The organism is Pontibacter silvestris (genome assembly GCF_020907275.1).
Lineage (GTDB): Bacteria > Bacteroidota > Bacteroidia > Cytophagales > Hymenobacteraceae > Pontibacter > Pontibacter silvestris.
Genome location: NZ_JAJJWI010000002.1, coordinates 308,259 through 331,755, shown reverse-complemented (window position 1 = coordinate 331,755; position 23,497 = coordinate 308,259). Strand labels below are relative to the sequence as shown.

Annotated in this window: 15 protein-coding genes; 11 read left to right on the top strand and 4 right to left on the bottom strand. The window is 42.7% G+C overall.

Features of this window, described 5'->3' with window-relative positions; all coding sequences use genetic code 11:
- Positions 1–276: 276 nt before the first annotated feature.
- Genes LN995_RS03115 through LN995_RS03105 form a run of 3 tightly spaced genes read right to left on the bottom strand, consistent with a single transcriptional unit; the run spans position 277 to position 2,866 of the window.
- Positions 277–1,419: an outer membrane beta-barrel protein gene (locus LN995_RS03115; RefSeq protein ID WP_229958272.1), complete on the bottom strand. Its 1,143-nt coding sequence runs from the start codon at positions 1,417–1,419 to the stop codon at positions 277–279.
- 13 nt (positions 1,420–1,432) lie between these two features.
- A complete protein-coding gene (locus LN995_RS03110; RefSeq protein ID WP_229958271.1) occupies positions 1,433–2,311 on the bottom strand; it encodes a hypothetical protein in 879 nt (292 codons plus the stop codon).
- Positions 2,312–2,332: 21 nt separating this feature from the next.
- Positions 2,333–2,866, bottom strand: a complete 534-nt coding sequence (locus tag LN995_RS03105) for an RNA polymerase sigma factor (protein ID WP_229958269.1) — start codon at positions 2,864–2,866, stop codon at positions 2,333–2,335.
- 260 nt (positions 2,867–3,126) lie between these two features.
- Between LN995_RS03105 and LN995_RS03100 the strand changes: the two genes are divergently transcribed.
- From LN995_RS03100 to LN995_RS03070, 7 genes are all read left to right on the top strand, one after another.
- Positions 3,127–3,453, top strand: coding sequence for a hypothetical protein (locus LN995_RS03100; protein ID WP_229958267.1), 327 nt, complete (start codon positions 3,127–3,129; stop codon positions 3,451–3,453).
- 284 nt (positions 3,454–3,737) lie between these two features.
- Positions 3,738–8,120, top strand: coding sequence for a CusA/CzcA family heavy metal efflux RND transporter (locus LN995_RS03095; protein WP_229958265.1), 4,383 nt, complete (start codon positions 3,738–3,740; stop codon positions 8,118–8,120).
- 44 nt (positions 8,121–8,164) lie between these two features.
- On the top strand, positions 8,165–9,313 hold the full coding sequence (locus LN995_RS03090; RefSeq protein WP_229958263.1) for an efflux RND transporter periplasmic adaptor subunit: 1,149 nt from the start codon (positions 8,165–8,167) through the stop codon (positions 9,311–9,313).
- Between the two features lie 496 nt (positions 9,314–9,809).
- Entirely contained in the window at positions 9,810–12,974 is a 3,165-nt protein-coding gene (locus LN995_RS03085; RefSeq protein ID WP_229958262.1) for an efflux RND transporter permease subunit, read from the top strand.
- A gap of 41 nt (positions 12,975–13,015) precedes the next feature.
- Positions 13,016–14,107 (top strand): efflux RND transporter periplasmic adaptor subunit, encoded by a 1,092-nt coding sequence (locus LN995_RS03080; RefSeq protein ID WP_229958260.1) that lies wholly within the window; start codon positions 13,016–13,018, stop codon positions 14,105–14,107.
- A 13-nt stretch (positions 14,108–14,120) separates the two neighbouring features.
- Positions 14,121–15,509: an efflux transporter outer membrane subunit gene (locus LN995_RS03075; RefSeq protein WP_229958258.1), complete on the top strand. Its 1,389-nt coding sequence runs from the start codon at positions 14,121–14,123 to the stop codon at positions 15,507–15,509.
- Between the two features lie 464 nt (positions 15,510–15,973).
- Complete coding sequence (locus LN995_RS03070) at positions 15,974–17,152, top strand: MFS transporter (protein ID WP_229958257.1); 1,179 nt, start codon at positions 15,974–15,976, stop codon at positions 17,150–17,152.
- A 164-nt stretch (positions 17,153–17,316) separates the two neighbouring features.
- Here the strand turns inward: LN995_RS03070 and LN995_RS03065 are convergent, their stop codons facing one another.
- Entirely contained in the window at positions 17,317–18,033 is a 717-nt protein-coding gene (locus LN995_RS03065; protein ID WP_229958256.1) for an arylesterase, read from the bottom strand.
- Between the two features lie 144 nt (positions 18,034–18,177).
- Between LN995_RS03065 and LN995_RS03060 the strand changes: the two genes are divergently transcribed.
- From LN995_RS03060 to LN995_RS03045, 4 genes are all read left to right on the top strand, one after another.
- Complete coding sequence (locus LN995_RS03060; protein WP_229958255.1) at positions 18,178–18,870, top strand: ABC transporter ATP-binding protein; 693 nt, start codon at positions 18,178–18,180, stop codon at positions 18,868–18,870.
- A gap of 49 nt (positions 18,871–18,919) precedes the next feature.
- Positions 18,920–21,496, top strand: coding sequence for an ABC transporter permease (locus LN995_RS03055; protein ID WP_317206921.1), 2,577 nt, complete (start codon positions 18,920–18,922; stop codon positions 21,494–21,496).
- 237 nt (positions 21,497–21,733) lie between these two features.
- A complete protein-coding gene (locus tag LN995_RS03050; protein WP_229958254.1) occupies positions 21,734–22,537 on the top strand; it encodes an SDR family NAD(P)-dependent oxidoreductase in 804 nt (267 codons plus the stop codon).
- A gap of 62 nt (positions 22,538–22,599) precedes the next feature.
- Positions 22,600–23,424, top strand: a complete 825-nt coding sequence (locus LN995_RS03045; RefSeq protein WP_229958253.1) for an SDR family NAD(P)-dependent oxidoreductase — start codon at positions 22,600–22,602, stop codon at positions 23,422–23,424.
- Positions 23,425–23,497 lie beyond the last annotated feature (73 nt).

The window sequence follows — 23,497 nt, the reverse complement described above, 5'->3', positions numbered from 1 at the left end:
TTTGACAGCTTTACCTCGTTTCCGCTGCTTAGGTTCTTAACTTATGCCAAGTTGCTTCTTCTTTACATATCTTTTGCCCATCAAAGAACCATCTTTCAGAAGAGCTTGCTTTTGAAAATTAATTTCCAAGCGGCAGTTGCAGGCGAACAGTGATTTCAACTCTCTTTTTTTCACTTTAACAATGTTTTAAAAAAGAACAGAGGCTGTCTCAGGTATTGAGACAGCCTCTGTATAATGTCTTATGTGATTGCAGGTGTCCTTAAATTATATTGGATATTACCAGAACAAACGAAAACCAAAACTAGCAACATTAGCCTCTGGGCCACGGCCATCTTTAAAAAGATCATTCATATTATATTTTGCAAAAAGTGTCAGGCTTCCATAGCCTACCACACCTTCCAAACCATACTGGAAGTCATTCAGGTTAAAGCTGTCACGGGTTTTGTCTTTCTCGGTTTTTCCGTCTTGTCTGTACTTTTGTTTCGTATGGGTGCCTAAGCGATAGCCTGCAAAACCACCACCACCAATTTGAAAGCCATCTTTTCCATTCTCTCTTTTAAACTGGAGCACAGCCATCAGTGGAATATTTACAGCAGAGTGAGTGAGTTTTGATTTCTCAAAGTCAACGTCTTCTACTCTTGTAAACTGAGAAACTCCATCTATTTCTTCCACGATATAGTTACGCTCAAACATATAGTTATTGAAAGAGAACTCTAAACCAGACACAACGTGAAAAGGGCTTTTACGGCCACCAACCTGTGAGTTTAAGCGCCAGTTAAGACTTACATAGCGAGAACCTAAAGGCTTAAGATCTGGCACCAGGTTATCATCCGTATTAACAAAAGTATTCAGGCCCAGATCCATGTCAAAACCAGTGTGCGTAGCTTTATAATTCTTTTCCTTGTTAGCTATGCGAATACTGTCTCTTTCAGCCCTTGTAGGCACATTAACGTTGACTTTAGTATCATTGCCATTTTCCTCAACTTCCACATCTATCTTAAAAGTCTTGTTCAGCCGGATTTCATGGTGCTCGGTTCTTACATCGCCCTCCTGATTGTTAGTTCCCTGAACTGTAACAGTTACTTTTTCGGAGGTGTCATTACCTGATTCTCCAGAAGGACTGAATATAACGGTCATTTCTTTAGAATCTGAAGTTACTGTAGTATCTTCCATGTTATCTACCTGCTGAACATATTTGTTTAGTACCCTCATAAGCGAATCCAGGCTATAGTTCTGGAAAGCCTTTAACTGTTCTTTGTTCTGAAGGTAGAGCGTCATTTTAGCGCCGTTAGCCATTTTAACAACAATGGTGTCTTTGTTGTCTCCGAAGCGTTGGCCTAAGGTAGGTCCGCCTTTGGCAGACACACCTGTAACGGCAGCCATGATAATGGCTGAAAGGAGTAGTAATATACGTTTCATGGTTTTAAGTAAATTAGAGATTGATTACTTTAGAAATTTTCTGTTTCCCAATTTGGGTTTGCAGTGAAATTTTATCTGCACGAACTATCTCTGATAATTCCACAGGTTCACCGCTGGCAAGGTTTTTTACTTGTTTAAAGATGTTTTTAGCCACCCCTGTCTTCTTATCAGTGCCACTTGGCTCTTCTTCTACTGCTGGCTGAGTTGTTTGAGATGCTACAGCGCGCTTAATGATGATCTCAACAGGCTCCGCGTTCATGTCGGAAGTAGTAGCCGCAAAGGCAGGAGAGGCAGGCATTACAGGTTTTACATCTGGTGTTACAACTTCAGGAACTTCAGTTGGCAGGCTTGCAGCTAAAGCTGTTTCGCTTACCATTGGACTATCTGTTGTTGTAGTTACAGGTGTTGTTTTAATTACAGGCTTCCTGGTAATGGTCTCGGCAATTGCCTTGGTGTTAAGCACCTCATCTGTAACCTTAGATGCAGCGTTGGCATTATCGGTTGCCTGGGTATCAGCTTTTTTTTCAGATTTTCTTTCAACATTAACCTGAGCAATAGCTTTGGGCGCAGGCTGCTTTACAACAGGAGTTTCTGTAAGATCCTGTTTCTGCTCTTTCTTAGCTAATGTACTGCCTACCTCTGGTGTTGTTTTTACATTGTAGAACACGACCCCAACTGTTAAAACCAATGATATAGCAGCAGCTATAGAAGAATAAAGCCACATAAAGCTGCGTTTCTCATCTTTAGGCTCCACCAGCATTACAGGCTGGTCCTGCTGAGGCATTTCTGCTTCTATGCGTTCCTGCAGGCGGCTCCAAAGATCTGCGGGTGGAGTAGGAGTCGTATTATCTAAGCGGTCCTTAAAAAGTTTATCTATGTCTTCTGGTTTCATTTCTTTTTTTAATCCTTTTATTTAAACAATTATCGCCTTTTGCCCTGTAAGCCGGCGCTGCAACATTGTGCGAGCTTTGCTTAGCTGCGATTTTGATGTCCCTTCTGTGATGCTGAGCATGTCAGCAATTTCTTTATGAGAATATCCTTCAATGGCATAAAGATTAAAAACAGCCCTGTATCCGGCTGGCAGTATCCGGAGCAGTTCCAGAAGTTCGCCTTCTGCAATGTCATGATCGGCTCCCCCCACAGAGGCTACCTGCACAGTATTATCTTCTATAGCCATGTGCAAAGGTTCTTTCTTTCTAAGAAAAGCCAGGGCCTCGTTTACCATGATGCGGCGAACCCAACCTTCAAAGCTACCTTTGGCCTCGAAACGATTAATGTTTTGGTAAATCTTCATAAATCCATTTAGCAGCGCTTCCTCCGCATCCATCTGGTTTTTGAGGTAGCGCAAGCAAACACCATACATAGGAGAGGCAAAGCGTTCATACAGATACTTCTGCGCTTTACTTTCGCCATTCTGGCATCCTGCTATCAATTCCGCTTCAGTCACGTAAGGTAATTGTTTATCAAATTATGTATCAGCTTTATTCATCAATTGTTCAGGAGCTTACTACAGCTCTTTAATCTCTAGATGCAAACGCTAGAGAGGAGGTTGCCTGAGAAGCTATAAATATGTTTAATTTTTCGGATAAATCTTTATTAAGTATGTATGATATTGATTATCAAGATGGATATTAGCTTAATTTTAGAATTATTCTGAATTACATTCCTTTTGCCAGATATAGTTAAAGGTGTTTTATCTTTGCTATAATGAAAAGCCTGGCGACATATTTTGCCCTTTATTTGCTATGGATGTCTTGCTTGCCTTGTACTGACCAGATATTGGACAAGCATGAGCATCATCCTAATGTATATGATGCGGCACAGTCTACTGGCCAAAGCCCTTTTCATGAAAACACATGCCCAATATTTTGCGGTTGTGGCTGCTGCGCTATTTTTACTATTGCCGTAGAGCCTGAGCTCATTGTCTTTCGTAAACCTATAGAACAGCCCGAAACCTATCCGCTTTTCTTTATTGTTCCTAACGAAAAGCACTTCACCTCTTCTATCTGGAACCCTCCCCGACAAGTAGCTTAAGTTTACAATTGCCTTCAATTCTCTACCTGTATCTCATTAATACAGGATATTTTGCCATGTTATAACAATAGTTTCCATCATTGTAAAAGGTTTTTTTAATAAGCTTTGTTCTCCGAGATCAAGCTGGCAGTTCATTCTTATAAATTACAGACCATTACTCTGCAATAAAGCACAGGTAACAGAATTCAAGGCAATAGCAATACTTTTCTCCCTTGGTAATTGCCTTTTATAAGGTTTTGCCAAGAGAGAAGCTGGTTTATTTATTCCTTTTTAAGTTATTATTCATGTTTCAGAAGATTATCAGTTTTTCTATCCATAATAAACTGGTTATTGGGCTGATGGTGGTGGTGTTAGTTGCAGTAGGTATTTACAACCTGACAAAGCTGCCGATTGATGCTAATCCAGATATCACCAATAACCAGGTACAGGTGGTAACATCTTCTCCTACGCTGGCGGCGCAGGAGGTAGAACGCTTTATCACCACACCCATCGAAATTGCCCTGGCCAATGTGCCCGACATGGTCGAGTTACGATCTGTGTCCAGGTTTGGACTATCTGTAATTACTGTTGTTTTTGAAGACGATGTAGATATTTACCTGGCCCGTCAAATGATTAAAGAACGTATTGACGAAGCTGCTGAAGATATACCGGCAGGAGTTGGCACACCCGAAATGGCACCGGTAACAACAGGTCTGGGCGAGATTTATCAGTACACCTTACATGCAGATTCGAATAGCCCTAAGAAGTACGATGCAATGGAATTGCGTACCATTCAGGACTGGATTGTGCGGCGGCAATTGCTGGGCATTAAGGGCGTAGCCGATGTAAGTAGCTTTGGAGGCTATTTGAAAGAATATGAAGTTGCGCTTAACCCGGACAGGCTCCGCAGCCTGAACCTTACAGTGCCTGACATACTGGATGCCATCAGTGTGAACAGCGAAAATACAGGTGCTGCTTATATTGAGAAGAACCAAAGCGCTTTCTTTATCCGTGGCTTGGGCATGGTAAACAGTCTGGAGGATATTGAGAAAGTTGTGGTTAAGAATAGCCAGGGCTTACCAGTGCTGGTTAGTGACGTAGCATCCGTACAATACGGCCATCCAGTACGGTATGGAGCGCTAACACGAAACACAGAAGGGGAGGTAGTAGGTGGCATTGTACTGATGTACAAAGGGGCAAACTCTTCAGAAGTAATTGATAATGTAAAAGCTCGTGTGGCAGAAGTGCAGGAGACTTTACCCGAAGGCTTGATTATTGACGCTTACCTGGACAGAAGTGAACTGGTAGGACGTGCTGTAAACACAGTGGCTAAAAATCTGATAGAAGGAGGCCTAATTGTAATCTTTGTACTTGTGCTGCTGCTTGGTAATCTTCGTGCAGGACTGGTGGTAGCTTCAGTTATTCCACTTGCGATGTTGTTTGCTATCAGCTTAATGAATCTCTTTGGAGTCTCTGGTAACCTAATGAGCCTAGGGGCCATAGATTTTGGTTTAATTGTAGATGGTGCCGTCATCATTGTAGAAAGTGTGCTTCATTTCATTGTGATAAAGAACATGGACTCGCCGCTTCGCAAACTTACACAGCGGGAGATGGATCTGGAAGTAGAAAGTGCTGCCTCCAAAATCATGAACTCAGCAGCTTTTGGTATGATCATTATCCTAATTGTGTATCTGCCTATCTTAGCTTTGGTGGGTATAGAAGGGAAAATGTTCAAACCAATGGCACAGACTGTAAGCTTTGCCATTTTAGGAGCTTTTATACTTTCTCTGACTTACGTGCCGATGGTATCTACGCTGCTTCTTAGCAAGAAAACAAAGCACAAACGCAATATTTCAGATAAGATTATGGATCGCCTGATGCATTGGTACCAGCCTGTTATACGCTTTGCCCTCCATAGCAAAGCGGTAGTATTAGGCATCGCTATGGCCTTGCTGGCAACCAGCCTGTTTGTTTTCAGTAGCCTGGGCGGTGAGTTTATTCCATCTCTGGATGAGGGGGATTTTGCCATGGACCTGCGCTTGGTGCCAGGGGCATCGCTGGAGCAAACAATTAAGACCACCACAAAGGTAAGCGAAATTCTTCAGCGCGATTTCCCTGAGGTAGATGAGGTTATCGGTAAAATTGGTACTGCCGAAATTCCGACTGACCCTATGCCTATTGAGGCTGCTGACGTCATGATTCTGCTAAAAGACAAGGACGAGTGGACCAGCGCCAGCACGAAAGAAGAACTAGCTTCTAGAATGGATGCGGCTTTGCGGGTTATTCCAGGGGTGAACTATGGCTTTCAACAGCCGATGCAGCTTCGCTTTAATGAGTTGATTACCGGTGCCCGACAAGATGTGGCTATTAAAATATTCGGAGAAGACCTGGATAAGCTGACAGACTTAGCCAACCAGGCGGAGAAAATTATAAAGCCTGTTGCTGGAGTGCAGGATATTTTCGTAGAAGAAGTAACTGGCCTGCCTCAGATTGTAGTGGATTATAATCGCTCACGCTTGGCGCAGTACGGCCTGCAGGTTTCTGACATAAACACTTTACTTAGAACCGCCTTTGCCGGACAGGCAGCCGGAGCAGTGTATGAAGGCGATCGCAAGTTCGACCTGGTTGTGCGCCTGCAACAGGAGAGGCGTGCTAGTTTAAGTGACTTAGAAAACCTATACTTGTCTCTGCCCAACGGAGGACAGATACCATTACAACAGGTAGCTGATATCCGTTTTGAAGATGGCCCGATGCAAATTTCACGTGAAGAGGGCCGTCGCAGAATCACAGTAGGTTTCAACGTTCGCGATCGGGATATTGAGTCTGTTGTATCAGAAGTTAAAGTGCTGTTGGCAGATAAACTGAACATGCCTGCTGGTTACTATACCACATATGGAGGGCAGTTTGAGAACCTGGTAAACGCTAAAGAAAGGCTTCAGGTGGCAGTACCAATAGCCCTACTACTTATCCTGATGCTTTTATATTTCACCTTTAAGTCTGTAAAGCAAAGTCTTCTTATTTTCAGTGCTATACCTCTGGCAGCCATAGGAGGAGTGTTTGCCCTCTGGTTACGGGATATGCCTTTCAGTATTTCAGCAGGAGTAGGATTTATAGCCTTATTTGGTGTAGCCGTATTAAACGGGATCGTACTGATTGGTTATTTTAATCAGCTAAAGCGCGAGGGCGTGGAAGATGTATACGAGCGTGTCATAAAAGGGACTACTATACGCCTGCGACCTGTGTTAATGACAGCCTCAGTCGCTGCGCTAGGTTTCCTACCCATGGCGCTTTCATCTTCCGCCGGGGCCGAAGTACAAAAACCACTGGCAACAGTGGTCATTGGAGGCTTGGTCACATCTACTATGCTTACACTAGTCGTGCTGCCTGTGCTGTATTTTATTTTTACATCCAGAGAAGAGAAAAAACTTAAGCCTGTTTATGTGAAAACTTTCATACTGCTGGTTTTAAGCACAACTATAAGTTTTGCAGGTAAAGCCCAGGCACAGGGTGAACCTCAGGTGTTAAATTTGCAGGAGGCACTGAAATATGCCCAAGAACATAACCAAAGTCTAAAAGCTGCCTCACTTGAGGCAGAACGACAGAGAACGCTAAAACACGCTGCTATCGATTTGCCTAAAACGAACCTGAGTTACTCCCGGGGGCAAATCAACACTGTTGAAACTGATGAATACATTGCTGTTTCTCAGCAATTTGCTTTCCCGACGGTATATGCACAGCAAGCGAAGCTGGCAGGTGCGCAGGCAAACCGGGCTGAGCTAAGGCAACAGGTAGTACAAAGGCAGTTAACAAGAGATGTAAAGCTGGCATTTGAAACCCTACAGCACTTGCATGCTCTGCAAAAGCTGTTGCTGGCACATGACTCATTATATAGCAGATTTGAGCGTGCGGCTGTACTTCGGCAGGAAACAGGAGAAACAGGTGCTCTGGAGCGTGCCACAGCCGAAACAAAGAGATTATCATTACGTGCAGAATTAGCCAGAGTAAAAGCAGACACCAGAATTGCAGAAAATAAGCTTAAACAGCTCATACACGCTCCAGAAGGTGCTGTTGCTTTTGCCGTAGAAGATCCTGTTCACTATAGTTTTACTTTAACCACAGATTCAACTGTGGCTTCACAACTTATTAAGGATCTGCTCTATACAGATGTACATATTGCAGCGCATCAAGCAAAACTGGAACATGCCAGATTAATGCCTGATTTATCTGTTGGATATTTTAACCAGACATTTATAGGAGAAAGCCCTGTAGGTGAGCCTGGTAGGCTTTACGGCTATTCAGACCGTTTTACAGGAGTGGAGGCAGGTATTGCAATACCATTATGGTTTGGAGCACAAAAGTCACGGATTAAGGCAGCAGAGCTTAATAATGAAGCAGCAAGAAGTCAGGCAGAGGCGCAGCAACAGGCACTTCAGACTGAATTACAGAATGCCGTGCAGCAGTTTCAGAAAGAAGCAGATATGTTGCAGTATTATGAGCAGGGAGCTCTCCAGCAAGCAGCACAACTAGAGAAGGCAGCCGATCTTAGCTTCAGGTTAGGAGAGGTGGATTATATAGCCTATGTACAGGCGATGGAGCAGGCTTACCAGTTACGTTCTGAACATCTGAATTCTCTTTTAAACTACAACCAGAGTATTATCAACTTACAATTTTTATCCGGAGCCGAATAGTCATGTTAAAGCACAACTATATATTATCTATAACTATAGCAGGTATGCTTGCTGTAACAGCCTGCACCAAAACTGATAGTAGCACTCAAGCAGATGTTACTACTGAAAATGGAAACACAGCTTCCTCCAACGCCCCTCTTGACGCGCAACTTGTTCAGTTTTCTCAGGAGCAGCAGGAAGTAAGCGAGATAGAGGTAGGGCCACTACAGGAACGGGAACTATCAACAAGAATACAGGCAAATGGCCAGCTCTCTTTACCGCCGCAAGGCAGGGCTAGTGTAAGTCCGCTGATTGGAGGCATGGTACGTTCCATTACAATTGTTGAAGGTGATTTCGTACAGAAAGGAAAGGTGCTGGCGACTATCGAAAATCCAGAATTGATAAAGCTGCAGCAGGACTACCTGACCACCCGTAACCAATTGGCTTTTGCAGAACAGGATTTTGAGCGGCAGAAAACGTTGTCAGATGAACAGGTTGGGGCAAGAAAAAAGTTTGAGCAGGCACATACAGACCTTCAGGTACAACAGGCTAAACTTAAAGCACTGGCTACCCAGCTTCAAACATTTGGTATATCACCTAAACGAGTAGAGGCTGGAAACATAACGTCTACCATCAATCTCATAGCGCCTATAAGCGGTTATGTGCAGGAAATAGAAGCTAATATCGGTACCTTTGCAGAACCAAATAAGCCTATACTGCAATTAGTTGATGATCATCACCTACACTTGGACTTGAATGTATTCGAGAAAGATTTCCATAAATTAGAAAAAGGGCAGAAAGTTATATTTACACTCCCAAATGTTGCCTCTGATGAAATAGAAGCTGAAGTGTTTGCTGTTGGTAAATCTTTTGAAGGCGAGTCAAGGGTAGTTCCGGTTCATGCCGAAATTAAAAACAACACACATAAAGGGCTCCTGCCAGGTATGTTCATCAATGCTAACATTCTTACTGGTAAACATGCAGTACCATCGCTGCCGGAAGAGGCCGTGGTACTGTACCAGAGCAAACCCCATATCTTCTTAAAAGCAGGTAGCACAACTTTCAGAATGTTACCTGTCGAAACAGGGGTTACAGAAAATGGTTATACAGAAGTATCTCTCATAGAGAGCTTACCTGCTAATTCTACAGTAGTACAACGAGGTGCTTATTTTATTCTTGCAGAAAAAATGAAAGCAGAAGTTTCAGAGGATTAACTGCCCTGATCCAGTCTAATAAAAAAACTAAAATAAAAAAAGAGGCTCCTATCAGATAGGAGCCTCTCTCTTTGCAAGTTTATTTCAAAACTTTACAACTTTTAGCCATTTGTTTATACGGATGGGTTGTTGTTTTAGTTGATGAAATTTTGAAAATATTTTTTCTGAGACAGAATCAGGAGCTAAATATCGCCTTTTAGTTAAAATGACATCAGGTACAATTATAATCACCTTTACTCTCATGCCAAAAAAAACAGCTATATATTGAGATATTATCAACTTAACAAAGTTTGTATTTTGTTTATCGTATTTATTCGCTAAGTTGTGCTTGTGTTTCTTTGACAGGAGTTGGCATTGTTTAAAACAGTGTTTTAACATTAGTACGCTGGATCTCCTGTAGAATCAGCTTTTGAATCTGATTGCCTATATTCTTAAGACGATTAAAGCTGTTAGTAATTAGAACCATTGCCTATTAATATACTTTTACAACAAGCTTATGTGGATTGTACGCCTTGCCTTAACCCGGCCGTATACCATAGCCGTTATGGCTTTACTGATCCTGATAATGGGTGTGCTCTCCATTCTCCGGACACCTACAGACATCTTCCCGAACATTAATATTCCTGTTGTTAATGTAATCTGGTCTTATAAAGGACTCTCTACTGATGAAATGGATAAGATGATTACGAACTGGAGCGAAAGCACGATCTCCAGCAACGTGAGTAATGTCAGTAAAATAGAATCGCAGACACATAGTGGCGTTGCCGTAGTCAAAATATTTTTCCAACCTGATGTTAAAATAGAAGAAGCAGTTACCCAGGCTGCAGCCAGTGCACAATCAATTATCCGAAGGATGCCGAACGGAACGCAGCCGCCACTCATTCTCCGCTACAATGCCACCGATGTTCCTATTCTACAGCTAGGTTTTTCTTCCGATAGCTTATCAGAAGCACAGGTTTATGATTATGTTCGCACGCGCATTCGACCCAAGCTTAAAACAGTGCGCGGTACTCGTATGTCGGTTCCTTTCGGAGGGAAAAGCCGCCAAATACAGGTAGACTTAGCCCCAGACTTAATGATGGCCCGGGGAGTAACTCCGGAGGAAATAGTAAACGCTGTATCTGTTCAGAATTTAACATTGCCTGGTGGGTCAGCAAGGCTTGGTGAAAGAGAGTACTCTGTCAGACTGAATTCCAGGCCGGAAATTCTTTCTGCACTTAACGATATTCCTATCAAACAGGTAAATGGAGTTACCATTCATATGCGTGATGTGGCCTACGTACATGATGGGTCTGACATTCAGGCGAATATTATAAAGGAGGGGGGAGTAAAAGGTACTTTAATAAGCATTACAAAGTCTGGTAATGCCTCTACCACGGCTGTTGTAGACGAAATCAGGAATAAAATTTTACCTGAAGTACGGGCAGCTGCTCCTAAGAGCCTTAAGATTGTAGAGCTGTCAGACCAGTCAGTATTTGTTAAAGCCTCCATACATGGTGTAGTGGTAGAAGGAATTATAGCTGCCATGTTAACTGCCGCTATGATTCTGCTTTTCCTGGGAAGCTGGCGAAGCACCTTAATAGTCGCCATTTCTATTCCGCTATCCATTCTTGCTTCTCTTATTATAATGTACCTGTTGGGCGAAACGCTGAACATTATGACATTAAGTGGACTGGCTCTGGCAATAGGCATATTAGTGGATGATGCTACAGTGACTATTGAAAACATCCACCGTAACCAGGAGTTGGGCCTGCCCTTACGGAAAGCGATTGTTGAAGGAGCCCAGCAAATTGCCACACCGACGCTGGTAGCGACACTTACCATATGTATTGTTTTTATCTCCGTTCTGTTTTTAGAGGGGCCGGCATATTATCTTTTCGGACCAATGGCTATGGCAATTGTTTTCGCCATGCTGGCTTCTTATTTACTTTCCAGAACGCTGGTGCCCACACTAGCTGATCTGCTACTTGCCTCTGAAGACCATGCATACTCCTCCCAAGGTAGGTTTTATAAGTTACATACCTCTTTTAACAAAGCTTTTGAAAGGCTACAGACGGGTTATATGTCAACGCTTCGCTGGACACTAACTCACAGAAAAAAAGTACTGGTTATTTTTGTGGTAGTAGTTGCTTTTACAGCTTGCCTTGTACCTTTTACAGGAAGAGACTTTTTTCCGACGGTTGATGCTGGCCAGTTTCGGCTGCACATGAGAGCTCCGGCTGGATTACGACTGGAAGAAACAGAAAAAATAGCTGCGCAGGTAGAAGGAATCATTCGGGAAACAATTCCTGAAGAGGAAGTGGAGTCTATTATCAGTAACATCGGGCTTACGGCAGAAGCATATAACTTTACTTTTATAGATAATGCTACCTTAGGTTCTTCAGATGCTGAGTTACTGGTTGCTTTATCCGAAGTAAGGTCTAAACCAACCTTAGAATATACCCGCAAGCTGCGCGACATTCTTCATGAAAGATTACCCGAAGTTACGTTCTTCTATCAGGCTTCTGACATTGTAACTCAAATTCTCAATTTTGGACTTACAGCTAGCATTGATGTGCAGGTTATCGGTAATGACAGAGAGAACAACGTAAAAGTAGCCAGGGCAATTCAGAAAGACTTGTCCTTAGTACCTGGCATTGTAGATGCACGGCTGCATCAGGTACTAGATGCGCCGGAGCTTTTCTTAGAAGTAGATAGGGAGCGTGCCATCCAGTTTGGCATGAGCGAACGCCAGATAGCTAACAACCTGATGATTTCATTAAGTGGCTCAGCACAGGTGCAGCCCAATTACTGGTCCGACCCTAAGACCGGATATCCTTACTTGATTGCGGTGCAAACACCTCCTAATAAATTGGCTTCCCTGGATCAGGTGCTGCAAACACCTTTGGTTTTAAATAAAGGTGAAATTACTCCGCAATTGCTCTCAAACGTAACCAGCATTAAACGAAAAGCTGCTCCAGTTATCATTAATCGATATAATACAGAATTGGTCTATGATGTTTATGCTTCCGTTGAGAAAACCGATCTGGGGTCTGTATCAGGCGAAATAGATAATATTGTCGCAAAGTATAATGAGCAGCTTAAGCCAGGTAATAAAATAGTTGTAAATGGCCAGGTAGAGAGCATGAAGAGTGCATTTACCCGCCTGGGCATCGGTCTTGTGTTTGCCGCTTTACTGGTGTACCTGCTGATGGTAGTAAACTTTCAGTCTTTCCGGCTGCCTTTTATTATTATTACAGCCCTGCCAGGAGCTATGTGCGGCATGATCTGGATGCTGTTTCTGACCCAAACACCATTCAGTATCCCATCTTTAATGGGAACTATCATGAGCGTGGGTGTTGCGACTGCAAACAGTATCCTGATGGTGAATTTTGCTTCAGACACCTTACAGGAAACCAACCTTTCTCCTTTCGAAGCTGCTTTGGAAGCTGGTCGTACGCGCTTGCGCCCAATTCTGATGACAGCCTTAGCCATGATTATAGGTATGTTACCTATGTCGTTAGGCTTAGGTGAAGGAGGGGAGCAAAACGCACCGCTAGGACGTGCTGTAATTGGCGGTTTGCTGCTGGCAACTGTTACGACATTACTTTTTGTACCTGTTGTGTTCAGTTATCTTGCAAAGAAGAAAGAAAAAAGGGAGCTTGAACTTGTTGTTTCCTAATGATTTACCAGATATTGCTTAAAGCTTAAATTACTATACTAATGCGACAAAAATTCCTCATCTGGCTAGTACCTGCTGTCTTGCTCTTTATGTTTGTTTTTTTTGGTGTTATGCCCCGTATTCTGAACCAGCAGGAACTAAAGGCAGCTGTTAATAAGGAAAAGACAAGAGTGGCAATTGTCAATGTAATTACAACAACCAGATCTAAAGATTCCACCAGTTTAGCGTTACCAGGACAAATAGAGCCTTACAGAGAAACAGTGTTATATGCCCGTACACAAGGCTTTCTAAAAAAGCGCCTAGTGGACATTGGAAGCGAGGTTAAAGCAGGACAGTTATTAGCTACCATAGAGGCCCCCGAATTAGACCAGGAATTATCAAGAGCACGTGCTGATCTGAAACTGGCGAACAGCAATTTAGAGCGCTCCAGAAGTGTAACATTGCCTGGTGCTGTAGCCAAGCAGGAATTGGACAGCCGCGAGGCGGCCTATGACATCAACATGGCTACTGTTCGTCGTTTAGAAGCCCTTAAAACATTACAGGAAATTCGTGCTCCTTTTAAAGGTGTTATCACCTCACGGAATATTGAGTTAGGTGCGCTTGTAAATGCAGGTGGCACTATGCCGCTGTTTACTATTTCACAGCAAGATACTCTTCGTGTATTTGTAGACGTGCCACAGGCATATTATCGTTCCATAAAATTAGGGCAGAATGTTGCAGTTAAAATACCGGAAATGCCCAGCAAAGTGTTTACAGGTAAAGTCATACGCACTTCAGGGGCTCTTCGCACACAATCCCGCACTTTACTGACAGAAGTAATTATCCCTAATACAAAGGCAGAACTTGTGTCAGGCTTATATGGGCAGGTAAAATTTCATGTTCAGCAGGAGACTCCGCCCGTAGTCATTCCGGCTAATACATTACTTGTTCAGTCAGAAGGCCCTAAAGTAATGCTAGTTAGTCACGATAAAACACTGCATTTACAGGCTGTAGAAATAGGAAGAGATTTTGGCACCTCCGTAGAAATTGTCAGTGGGCTAAACGGGAATGAGCAACTAGTTCTTAACCCTACTGACAATCTGCAGGAAGGACAGCTGGTACAGGTGAGAGCAGTAGAAACGTCAGCTAAATAGGAGGGCTTAACAAATGAAAGGACTTTTAAAGTATATATTTGGAGCTTTAACAGTAGGCAGTACTTCGTTATCTTATGCGCAACAAACTAATCCAGATACTTCTAATTCTTCTGTTTCCGAATCATATTCAGACAGACCTGTTGACGAATGGTGGACTGTCTTCAAAGATCCCTTACTAGACTCTCTGGAGAAAACAGGTTTAGCGAATAACCTGGATTTACAGGAGGTAGTGAGCAGAGTAGAGGAAGCTCGGACACGTGTAAAAGTAGCTGAATCTTACTGGTACCCTTCTGTGCGCTTAACCCCCTACATTGCTAAGCAAAGCCTGGCACCAAACCGCCCTACCACTATCCAACTGCAGGAAGGACAAGTGCTGAACCGCTATATGTTAAATACCTATCAGGTTCCTTTAGATGTAAGCTACGAAGTAGACATATGGCATAAGGTAAAAAACCAGGTACTAACAAGTCAGCAGCTTGCTGAAGCTACTGAAGCTGAATATAAGGCGGCGCAGCTAACGATTACAACGGAAATAGCCCGAATTTATCTTTTACTACAGTCGGTTGATACAGAAAGGCAAGTGCTACAGCAAAGTATAGGCCTGCGTGATTCAACTCTACAGATCGTCCGCGCTCGTTACACGGCAGGGCTGGTGAGCCAAATGGATGTACAGCGTGCAGATACAGAAGTAGCCAATACAAAGTTCCAGTTAGAAGCATTGAACAGGAGTCGTATGGAAGTCAGCATGTCGCTGGCTGTACTGTTAGGCGTTTCTCCTACTGATTTTAAAATAAGACAAGGTTCCTTACCTGTTTTTTTACCTCATGTACCAGCCACAGCCCCAACAGATTTAATATACCGGCGCCCTGACCTGATGCAAACTGAACGAATGGTTGCAGCTGCAAATAGCCAAGTGGAAGTTGCCAAGACAGCTGTACTGCCTCGGTTTAATTTAATAGGTTCTGTCGGGTTAACCTCAAGAGAGCTAAGCCCTTTATTAAATCAAAACAGTGGCACTTATTTATTGGGAGGTACTATTTCTGTGCCTGTTTTTGAAGGATTTCGAAATAAAAACAATATCGTAATAGCGCAGCAGCAGGTGCAAACGCTTAATGCAACTTACCAGAAAAGAATATTGACTGCTGTTCAGGAAGCCGAAACTGCACTAGCTAACCTACAGCAATTGTCTCAACAAGCCGTTATACAGCAACAGGCACTGGAGTCAGCTCAAAAAACCCGGCAATATGCCAGAGAACTTTATGTTAAAGGGTTAACGTCCTTCCTGGAGGCAGTAGATGCTGAACGAACTGCTCTTGAACTTGAACGACAGTCGGTTAACCTGAAAGGGCAGCAACTGCTTTATACAGTAGCTTATATTAAAGCATTAGGAGGAAGCTGGTAAGTATCTATAAACCAAGTTAAAGCACCTGAATTACTTATCTTATAACTTAGAAACATTCTGGATTGATATCTGGCAAATGTTTAAAACAAAAAAGGCTCCTGCATAAATTATGAGGAGCCTTTTCCGTAGTTTATTAAAAAAACTTTTCAACTTTTAGCCGTTTGTTTATACGGTACCAGATAAAGTAAGTTTTTTTTAAATGTTCATCCGATGTAAAAGCTTTTTTGGGAACAGTTAAGAGAAAGAAACTATCACCTTCACGAACAAATTAAAATAAACAAGCACAATATCCCGCTTCATAAGCTACTTTTGCACTTTCTAAAACTCTAAAGAGTGTTTCCCACCTTCTATTATGATTTTGCTATAGATGGGGTTTGCCTACTGGAGTGTAAACATCAACATAATTATCTTTTTTAAACCTGAACCAGTCAATCCCTTAATAGCTTTTGATTGACTATCCACTTATGAAATCTAAATTATTACCACTGACCATGGGCGGCTTTGGCCTTGGAATGACAGAATTTGTTATCATGGGAATTTTACCAGATGTTGCAAACACATTACATGTCACAATTCCTTCAGCAGGGCACCTTATATCTGCATACGCCTTAGGAGTAGTGTTTGGGGCACCTTTATTGGTTGCCCTGGCTAGTAAAATTCCCCCAAAGCGTACCCTTGTCGGGCTGATGGTGCTGTTTGTTATAGGCAATGCTTTGTCTGTGTTTGCACCTGGTTATGAACTAATGCTGCTCACAAGATTTATTTCCGGATTGCCGCACGGCGCTTTTTTTGGAGTCGGAGCAGTAGTAGCTGCCCGCTTAGCTGATCCTGGCAAAGAGGCACAGGCTGTTTCCATTATGTTTGCTGGCTTAACAATAGCCAATATTATTGGGGTGCCATTGGGAACATACATCGGTCACAATTTCAGCTGGCGTATTACTTTTGCCATTATAGTTGTAGTAGGTATACTGGCTGTGCTAAGCCTGAAACATTGGTTACCCGAAATTCCTGCTTCAAAAGAATCCAGCTTAAAGAGAGAGGTAAAAGTATTCACCCGTGCCGAGCCGTGGCTTATTTTTGTTATTTCCATTTTAGGAAACGGAGGCTTTTTTGCCTGGTTTAGCTATATAGCACCTTTATTTACAGAGGTTGCAGGCTTCAGCAGCAACGCTGTTACCTGGCTTATGGTGATAGCTGGCGTGGGTATGGCTGTCGGTAACCTTATAGGAGGTCGTCTGGCAGATAAATTTTCTCCTTTAAAGGCAACCTGTTGGCTATTACTTATGATGGCTGCAGCACTTATTAGTATCATTTTCACGGCGGAGTATAAAGGTGCCACCCTTCTTATGACTTTTATAACAGGCGCCATTGCTTTCTCTATGGCATCCCCAGTGCAGATGTTAATGATACATGCAGCAAAAGGGTCTGAAATGCTGGCTGCTTCTGTGAGCCAATGCGGATTTAATTTAGGAAATGCGATTGGTGCTTACCTAGGTGGCGTGCCTATTGCAGCAGGCTTAGGCTTTACTTCGCCTGAATGGGTAGGCGCAGCACTGGTTATAGGGGCTTTTCTGTTTTCTTTGGCTATTGTAGGTACTAACAGAGGCAAAGCGACAAAACCCGCACCTGCTGTTATGTCCTGAGAAAAGAAGCAGAGGTTGGATAAGTAACGTATTCTGAATTACTCTTGTACTCTTAAAATAAGTATAATAAACAGCAATGGCTCCTACTTTACAGGAGCCATTGCTGTTTATTGACAATGCGTAATTGATTTAATTATGCATGTAAAATTTATATATAATAAATTTCAGGAGGCATTTTCTTTTAATATTGGTGCCAATACCTCCCACACATTCTCAGCCAAAATCTTTTGTCCTTCTACGGTAGGGTGTACACCATCCGATTGATTCAGGTCAGAAATGCCGGCAACGCCTTCCAGCAAAAAAGGAATAAGTTCAACATTCTCGTCCTCTGCTAAGCGGGTGTAAACCTCTCTGAATTCCTGTGTAAAATTTTGCCCCATGCTCGGAGGCATCTGCATACCCGCCAACACAATTCTTACGTTTGGGTTCTTTTCGCGCACTTTCTGAATTATCGTTTGCAAATTCTGATAAGTACTGGATGGATCAATACCACGTAAACCATCATTCGCACCTAATTCCAGCACAAAAATATCTATCGGCTGACGCAAAAGCCAGTCAATCCTACTCTTGCCTCCAGCTGAAGTCTCACCACTTACTCCTGCATTTACCACTTTATAGGAGAGGTTAAGAGAATCTATCCTGTTCTGTATAAGAGCCGGAAAGGCCTGATCAGGTTCCAGACCATAACCTGCAGTTAAGCTGTTCCCAAAGAATACTATTGTCTGCGTATGCTCATTTGTCTGGACTATATCAGCTTTTCCTTCTTCATTAGTTTGCTGCTTTGTTGCTGTCTGCTCTTTTGTTTCTACGTTAGCATCGCACCCTCCAAGGCACAACAGCCACAGCAGGCAGATGGTTAAAATATTGTTCTTTATCTTCATATGTAAGCAATGTTTCCTAAATTTAAACACAAGCACAAAAACCTATAACGCATAGTAACAGTTATTGGATTTTGAAGTTTTACTTGTTGTTGATAACAAGATGCAACATTAATACCTATTCCATCTTTAAAATAAAGATAAAACGTGTCGGCGATATTAGATATTCAAAACCTGAAAAAAATATACAACAGCGGTAGCCGGGAACTGACGGTACTACAGGATATTAATTTCACATTATACACCGGTGATACCTGTTCCATTGTGGGACCATCAGGTTCCGGTAAAACTACTTTGTTGGGCCTTTGTGCCGGCCTTGATCGTGCCAGTTCTGGTTCAGTTATCCTGAATAATATCAGGTTAGACAACCTTTCAGAAGACAAACGTGCACAGGTCCGAAACCTGTATGTCGGTTTTATCTTTCAGAACTTCCAGTTGATACCTACTTTAACAGCACTTGAAAACGTGATGGTGCCACTGGAACTTCGTGGAGAACGTAACGTTCAGCGCCAGGCATTGGAGCTGCTGGAGCGGGTAGGGCTGGCACAGCGCCACGATCATTATCCTACGCAATTATCGGGAGGGGAGCAGCAGCGTATATCTCTGGCCAGGGCTTTTTCTAATAAACCTGCCATTCTTTTCGCTGATGAGCCTACAGGGAACCTGGATGAAGAAACAGGAGAAAAGGTGGAGCAACTTTTATTTGACCTTAACAGAGAGACTGGCACTACCTTAGTACTTGTAACGCATGACCTGGAACTGGCAGAGAAAACCAAGCGCATCATCCGGATCAAAGGAGGTACAGTTGTTTCGGATACTGGCGTTCCGGCTGAAAGATAGCGTATTGCCTGATTTATAGAAATCTACTACTGCAGTATTAAACTAATACGTGAAAGAAGAACAACAACCACAAGATATTCCAAAACAGAAACTGCGGCTTAAATGGCTTCTTAAAATGGCCTGGCGCGATACCCGCCGTAGCAGGGGGAGGCTTATTCTTTTTCTGTCGTCTATTGTACTTGGAATAGCCGCACTAGTCGCTATTAACTCTTTTCGCTACAGCTTAAATGTCGCCATAGACGAAAAAGCAAAGACGTTGATTGGAGCCGACTTAGTGATGGGTATGAACAAAGAACCTGACTCTACAGCTGTAGCATTAGTAGACTCTGTTTCAAACCTTGGCAGAAGGTCTGACGAAAACCGACTGGCCTCTATGGTTTATTTTATCAAAAGTGATGCTACCAGGCTTGTCCAGGTTCGTGCTTTGGAAGGTGAATTTCCTTATTTTGGAGAAATTGAAGCTGATCCCGAAGAGTCCAGCCGTACCTTTAGAGAGGGGCAAAATGCCCTGGTAGATTACAACCTGATGCTTCAGTACGAAGCCCAGCCTGGAGATTCCATAAGAGTAGGGAGCCTTAAATTCAGAATTGCAGGGGCTCTGCATCACATACCAGGGCAAACAGCGCTAACCACGGCTATTGCCCCGGTTGTTTATATACCACGGCAGTATCTGCCTGCAACAGGATTAATGCAACGGGGCAGTCGCATATCCTATTATTATTACATTGACTTACCTTCGTCCGTACAGCCTGACACTTTAGCCAGGAGGCTGGAACCTCGCATGGAAGAGTATGGCTTGTTCTATGATACTGTACAAACACGCAAGGAAGGCATGGGAGCCGCTTATAATGAACTGGCTGGTTTCCTGGCATTAGTAGGGTTTGTGGCCCTGCTGCTAGGTTGTGTGGGGGTAGCGAGCGCCATACATGTGTACATGCGGGACAAATTATCTACAATAGGAGTACTACGTTGCCTTGGCATGAGTAGCAAGCAAGCATTTCTTGTTTACCTGTTCCAGGTGATAGGCATGGGACTAACAGGTGGCTTAGCGGGCGCAATACTGGGAAGTATAATTCAACTGGTATTACCGGGCTTGTTCGGAGCTTTTCTTCCGGTGGAGGTGGAGCCGTACTTTTCATGGGGTGCTGCCCTGCAGGGAGTGCTGCTTGGTACTATAGTATCTGTATTATTTGCATTACTGCCATTGCTATCGATCAGGCGAATTTCACCACTAATTACGTTAAGAGCATCTATTGAACACCTGACCAGCCAAAGAGATCCGCTTCAGTGGGCTGTATATGGGCTGATTATTCTGTTTGTATTAATCTTTTCGTGGTGGCAGATGGGTACCTGGTGGCAAGCATTGTCCTTTACGGGTGGCGTTATAGGAGCATTTCTGGTGCTGGCAATACTGGCAAAACTGCTCTCCTGGGCTATTCGCCGCTTCTTTCCTGCAAACTGGGGATATGTGTGGCGGCAGGGGCTGGCAAACCTGTACAGGCCCAACAATCAAACTTTGTTATTGACCGTTTCAATTGGCTTAGGCACCGCCCTGATAGGAACACTTTACATGGTCCAGCTTACCTTATTAAGTGAGGTGTCTATTAGTCGAAATGAAGATCAGCCGAACCTGGTCCTATTTGATATTCAGAATGCTCAGAAAGATGAAGTCGTATCCATGACCAAACAACAAGGGCTTCCCGTCCTGTTTTTAGACCCTATGGTAACAGTGCGACTGGAAAGAAAAAACCAGATTACAGGCGCGGTTGCACGCAATGACTCCACATTGGATATTCGTCCATGGCTTTTTACCCGCGAGTACCGCATCACTTACAGAAACAACCTTACAGACGCAGAAAAGACAGAGAAAGGTACCTGGGACGAGAATAATAATATCAACCAAGATATTATACCTGTCTCACTGGAAGAACGTTATGCAGAAAGGCTTAAAGCTGACCTTGGAGACACATTAGTGTTTAACGTGCAGGGGGCAATGATTTCTACTAAAGTAACACATATACGGGAAGTAGATTGGAACAGGGTGCAAAGCAATTTCCAGATAGTTTTTCCGGAAGGGGTTTTGGAAGAGGCACCTCAGTTTTTTGTACTGATGACACGAAGCAAAAATGAACAACAGGCAGCACAATTTCAGCGAAGTATTGTAGAGCGGTTTCCAAATGTTTCTACCATTGGTTTGGATCTCATTTTAGAGACCCTGGATGAAGTGGTTGGGCAAATTTCTTTTGTGATTCAGTTTATGGCACTTTTCAGCATCTTTACAGGCTTGTTAGTACTCGTAGGCTCTGTTAATGTAAGTAAATTTCAGCGGATAAAGGAGAGTGTATTGCTTCGCACGCTTGGCGCAAATCGTAATCAGATTCTGGCTATTACAGCTTTGGAATATACTCTTTTAGGGTTATTAGCAGCAGCCACAGGTTGCCTTATTGCATTCGGAGCATCCTGGGCCTTGGCAGTATTTAGCTTTGAGGTTGAGTTTGTTCCTGTAATTTGGCCATTGTTTATTATTTTCTTACTTGTCACTATGCTTACACTTGCTGTTGGCTTGCTCAATAGCAGAGGCATACTTGACCGGCCTCCCTTAGAAGTACTGCGACGGGAAGCTTAAAGTATAACTTAAGCTGTCATAAAAAGGCTGAACAAGAAGCATTGTTCGGCCTTTATTATTTATTAATGGACACTAAGAACTTCTTTATCTTACAGTTATTATTCACATCATTGTTTCTGTAACCGAACATGCTATAAAACAAGCTATGCAACATTAGTGTAGCTACAACTGTAAACAATAAGAATTGTATTAAAAAATATAATAACCATAAAGCCAACTATATATTTGATAAAAGCTATGAAAAAGCACAGAAAAGGAGAAGGGAAAACCGTTCTAATAACAGGAGCCTCTAATGGCTTCGGAATGGAGTTTGCCAAGCTTTTTGCTAAAGACGGATACAACCTGATTCTAGTTGCCCGCAGTACGAACAGGATGAAAGCACTAGCTTATAGTCTACAGGATGCCTACAAACTGGAAAAAGTTTGTGTGGTTACTTCTGACCTTTCCAGAATTGAGTCTCCTCAGAAGATTTACAATGAGGTAAAGAAAACTGGTCTTACCGTTGATGTGCTGGTTAATAATGCAGGATCAGGACATTTCGGCTATTTTTATAAAACACCCTTGCAGCGGGAACTGGATATCATTCAGTTGAATGCTACCTCGCTTATGCAACTTACAAAGCTGTTTCTGAAAGACATGAAGCAACGAAACGAAGGTAAGATTCTTAACCTGGGTTCTGTTGCCTCATTCTCGCCTACACCGCTACAAGCTATTTATGGAGCGACCAAAGCCTACATTCTTTCTTTTTCTGAAGCTTTGGCTAATGAATTAAAAGATACTAACATAACGGTGACAACCTTATGCCCTGGTGCCAGCAACACCGATTTCTTTCATAAAGCACATGGCGCAACTACAAGAGTGGCTAATGGGCCATTATCAGAGCCTGAAGAAGTGGCGAGAGACGGCTATAAAGCTATGATGAAAGGTGAACTGAAAGTTATCTCAGGTGCTATGAATAAAGCACAGGTAGACTTAACAAGAGTTTCCTCAGACGCGGCCATGGCTACAACAATGCAAAAAATGGATAAAGAAATGGAATAAAGCTTTTATTTAATATAAGAAACATAAAAGTTGCATCATCAATTATTTAGACTATCAAAATAATGAAAAAAAATAAAAAAGGAGCAGGGAAAACCGTATTGATAACAGGAGCCTCTAATGGTTTCGGAATGGAGTTTGCCAAATTGTTTGCTAAGGATGGGTATAATCTGGTTTTAGTTGCCCGCACAGAAGAAAGACTGAAGGCTTTAGGATATGGGCTACAGGATAAGTATAAACTTGAAAAAGTATGCATCGTCACTTCTGATTTATCAAAGCCAGAGTCTCCTCAGGAGATTTATGATGAAGTAAAAAAAGCAGGTATTACAGTTGATGTATTGGTAAATAATGCTGGTGCAGGTTCTTATGGTTTCTTTCATGAAAAATCAATGCAAAGTGACCTGGACCTGATGCAGTTAAACATTATATCTTTGGTACAGCTAACCAAGCTGTTTGTATATGACATGAGAAGACGCAATGAAGGAAAAATACTGAACCTGGGTTCTCTCTTCTCTATTATGCCCTCTCCGCTTATGGCTACCTATGGCGCTAGTAAAGCCTTTGTACTATCCTTCTCAGAGGCTCTTGCCGAAGAGTTGAAGCACACAAATGTTACAGTTACTGCCCTTTGTCCTAACGCTGGTAATACGCTGTTCTTTAAACGTGCAGGTGCTGAAAAAACTCTTGCTGCCAATGGTATGCTTTATGAGCCCGAGGAGGTTGCCAAAGCAGGATATAAAGGAATGATGAAAGGAGAACTTAAAGTAATAGTCGGAGCTATTTCCAAATTGGAAGCATTGAGTACGAACATAATGCCTGATGCTGCTGTTGCCGCTACTTCGCGTTACCTGATGAAAGAAGTGACAAAGAATGAACGGGTGATGAAGTAAGTTAAGGTTTTCAAATAGACCCAATAAATTAAAAAAGGGACCCTAAATAAGGTCCCTTTTTCTTTATGAACAT

Coding starts and splice junctions, on each gene's coding strand:
- LN995_RS03115 (WP_229958272.1), bottom strand. CDS start 1,419: ATGAAACGTATATTACTACTCCTTTCAGCCATTATCATGGCTGCCGTT.
- LN995_RS03110 (WP_229958271.1), bottom strand. CDS start 2,311: ATGAAACCAGAAGACATAGATAAACTTTTTAAGGACCGCTTAGATAAT.
- LN995_RS03100 (WP_229958267.1), top strand. CDS start 3,127: ATGAAAAGCCTGGCGACATATTTTGCCCTTTATTTGCTATGGATGTCT.
- LN995_RS03095 (WP_229958265.1), top strand. CDS start 3,738: ATGTTTCAGAAGATTATCAGTTTTTCTATCCATAATAAACTGGTTATT.
- LN995_RS03090 (WP_229958263.1), top strand. CDS start 8,165: ATGCTTGCTGTAACAGCCTGCACCAAAACTGATAGTAGCACTCAAGCA.
- LN995_RS03085 (WP_229958262.1), top strand. CDS start 9,810: ATGTGGATTGTACGCCTTGCCTTAACCCGGCCGTATACCATAGCCGTT.
- LN995_RS03080 (WP_229958260.1), top strand. CDS start 13,016: ATGCGACAAAAATTCCTCATCTGGCTAGTACCTGCTGTCTTGCTCTTT.
- LN995_RS03075 (WP_229958258.1), top strand. CDS start 14,121: ATGAAAGGACTTTTAAAGTATATATTTGGAGCTTTAACAGTAGGCAGT.
- LN995_RS03070 (WP_229958257.1), top strand. CDS start 15,974: ATGAAATCTAAATTATTACCACTGACCATGGGCGGCTTTGGCCTTGGA.
- LN995_RS03065 (WP_229958256.1), bottom strand. CDS start 18,033: ATGAAGATAAAGAACAATATTTTAACCATCTGCCTGCTGTGGCTGTTG.
- LN995_RS03050 (WP_229958254.1), top strand. CDS start 21,734: ATGAAAAAGCACAGAAAAGGAGAAGGGAAAACCGTTCTAATAACAGGA.
- LN995_RS03045 (WP_229958253.1), top strand. CDS start 22,600: ATGAAAAAAAATAAAAAAGGAGCAGGGAAAACCGTATTGATAACAGGA.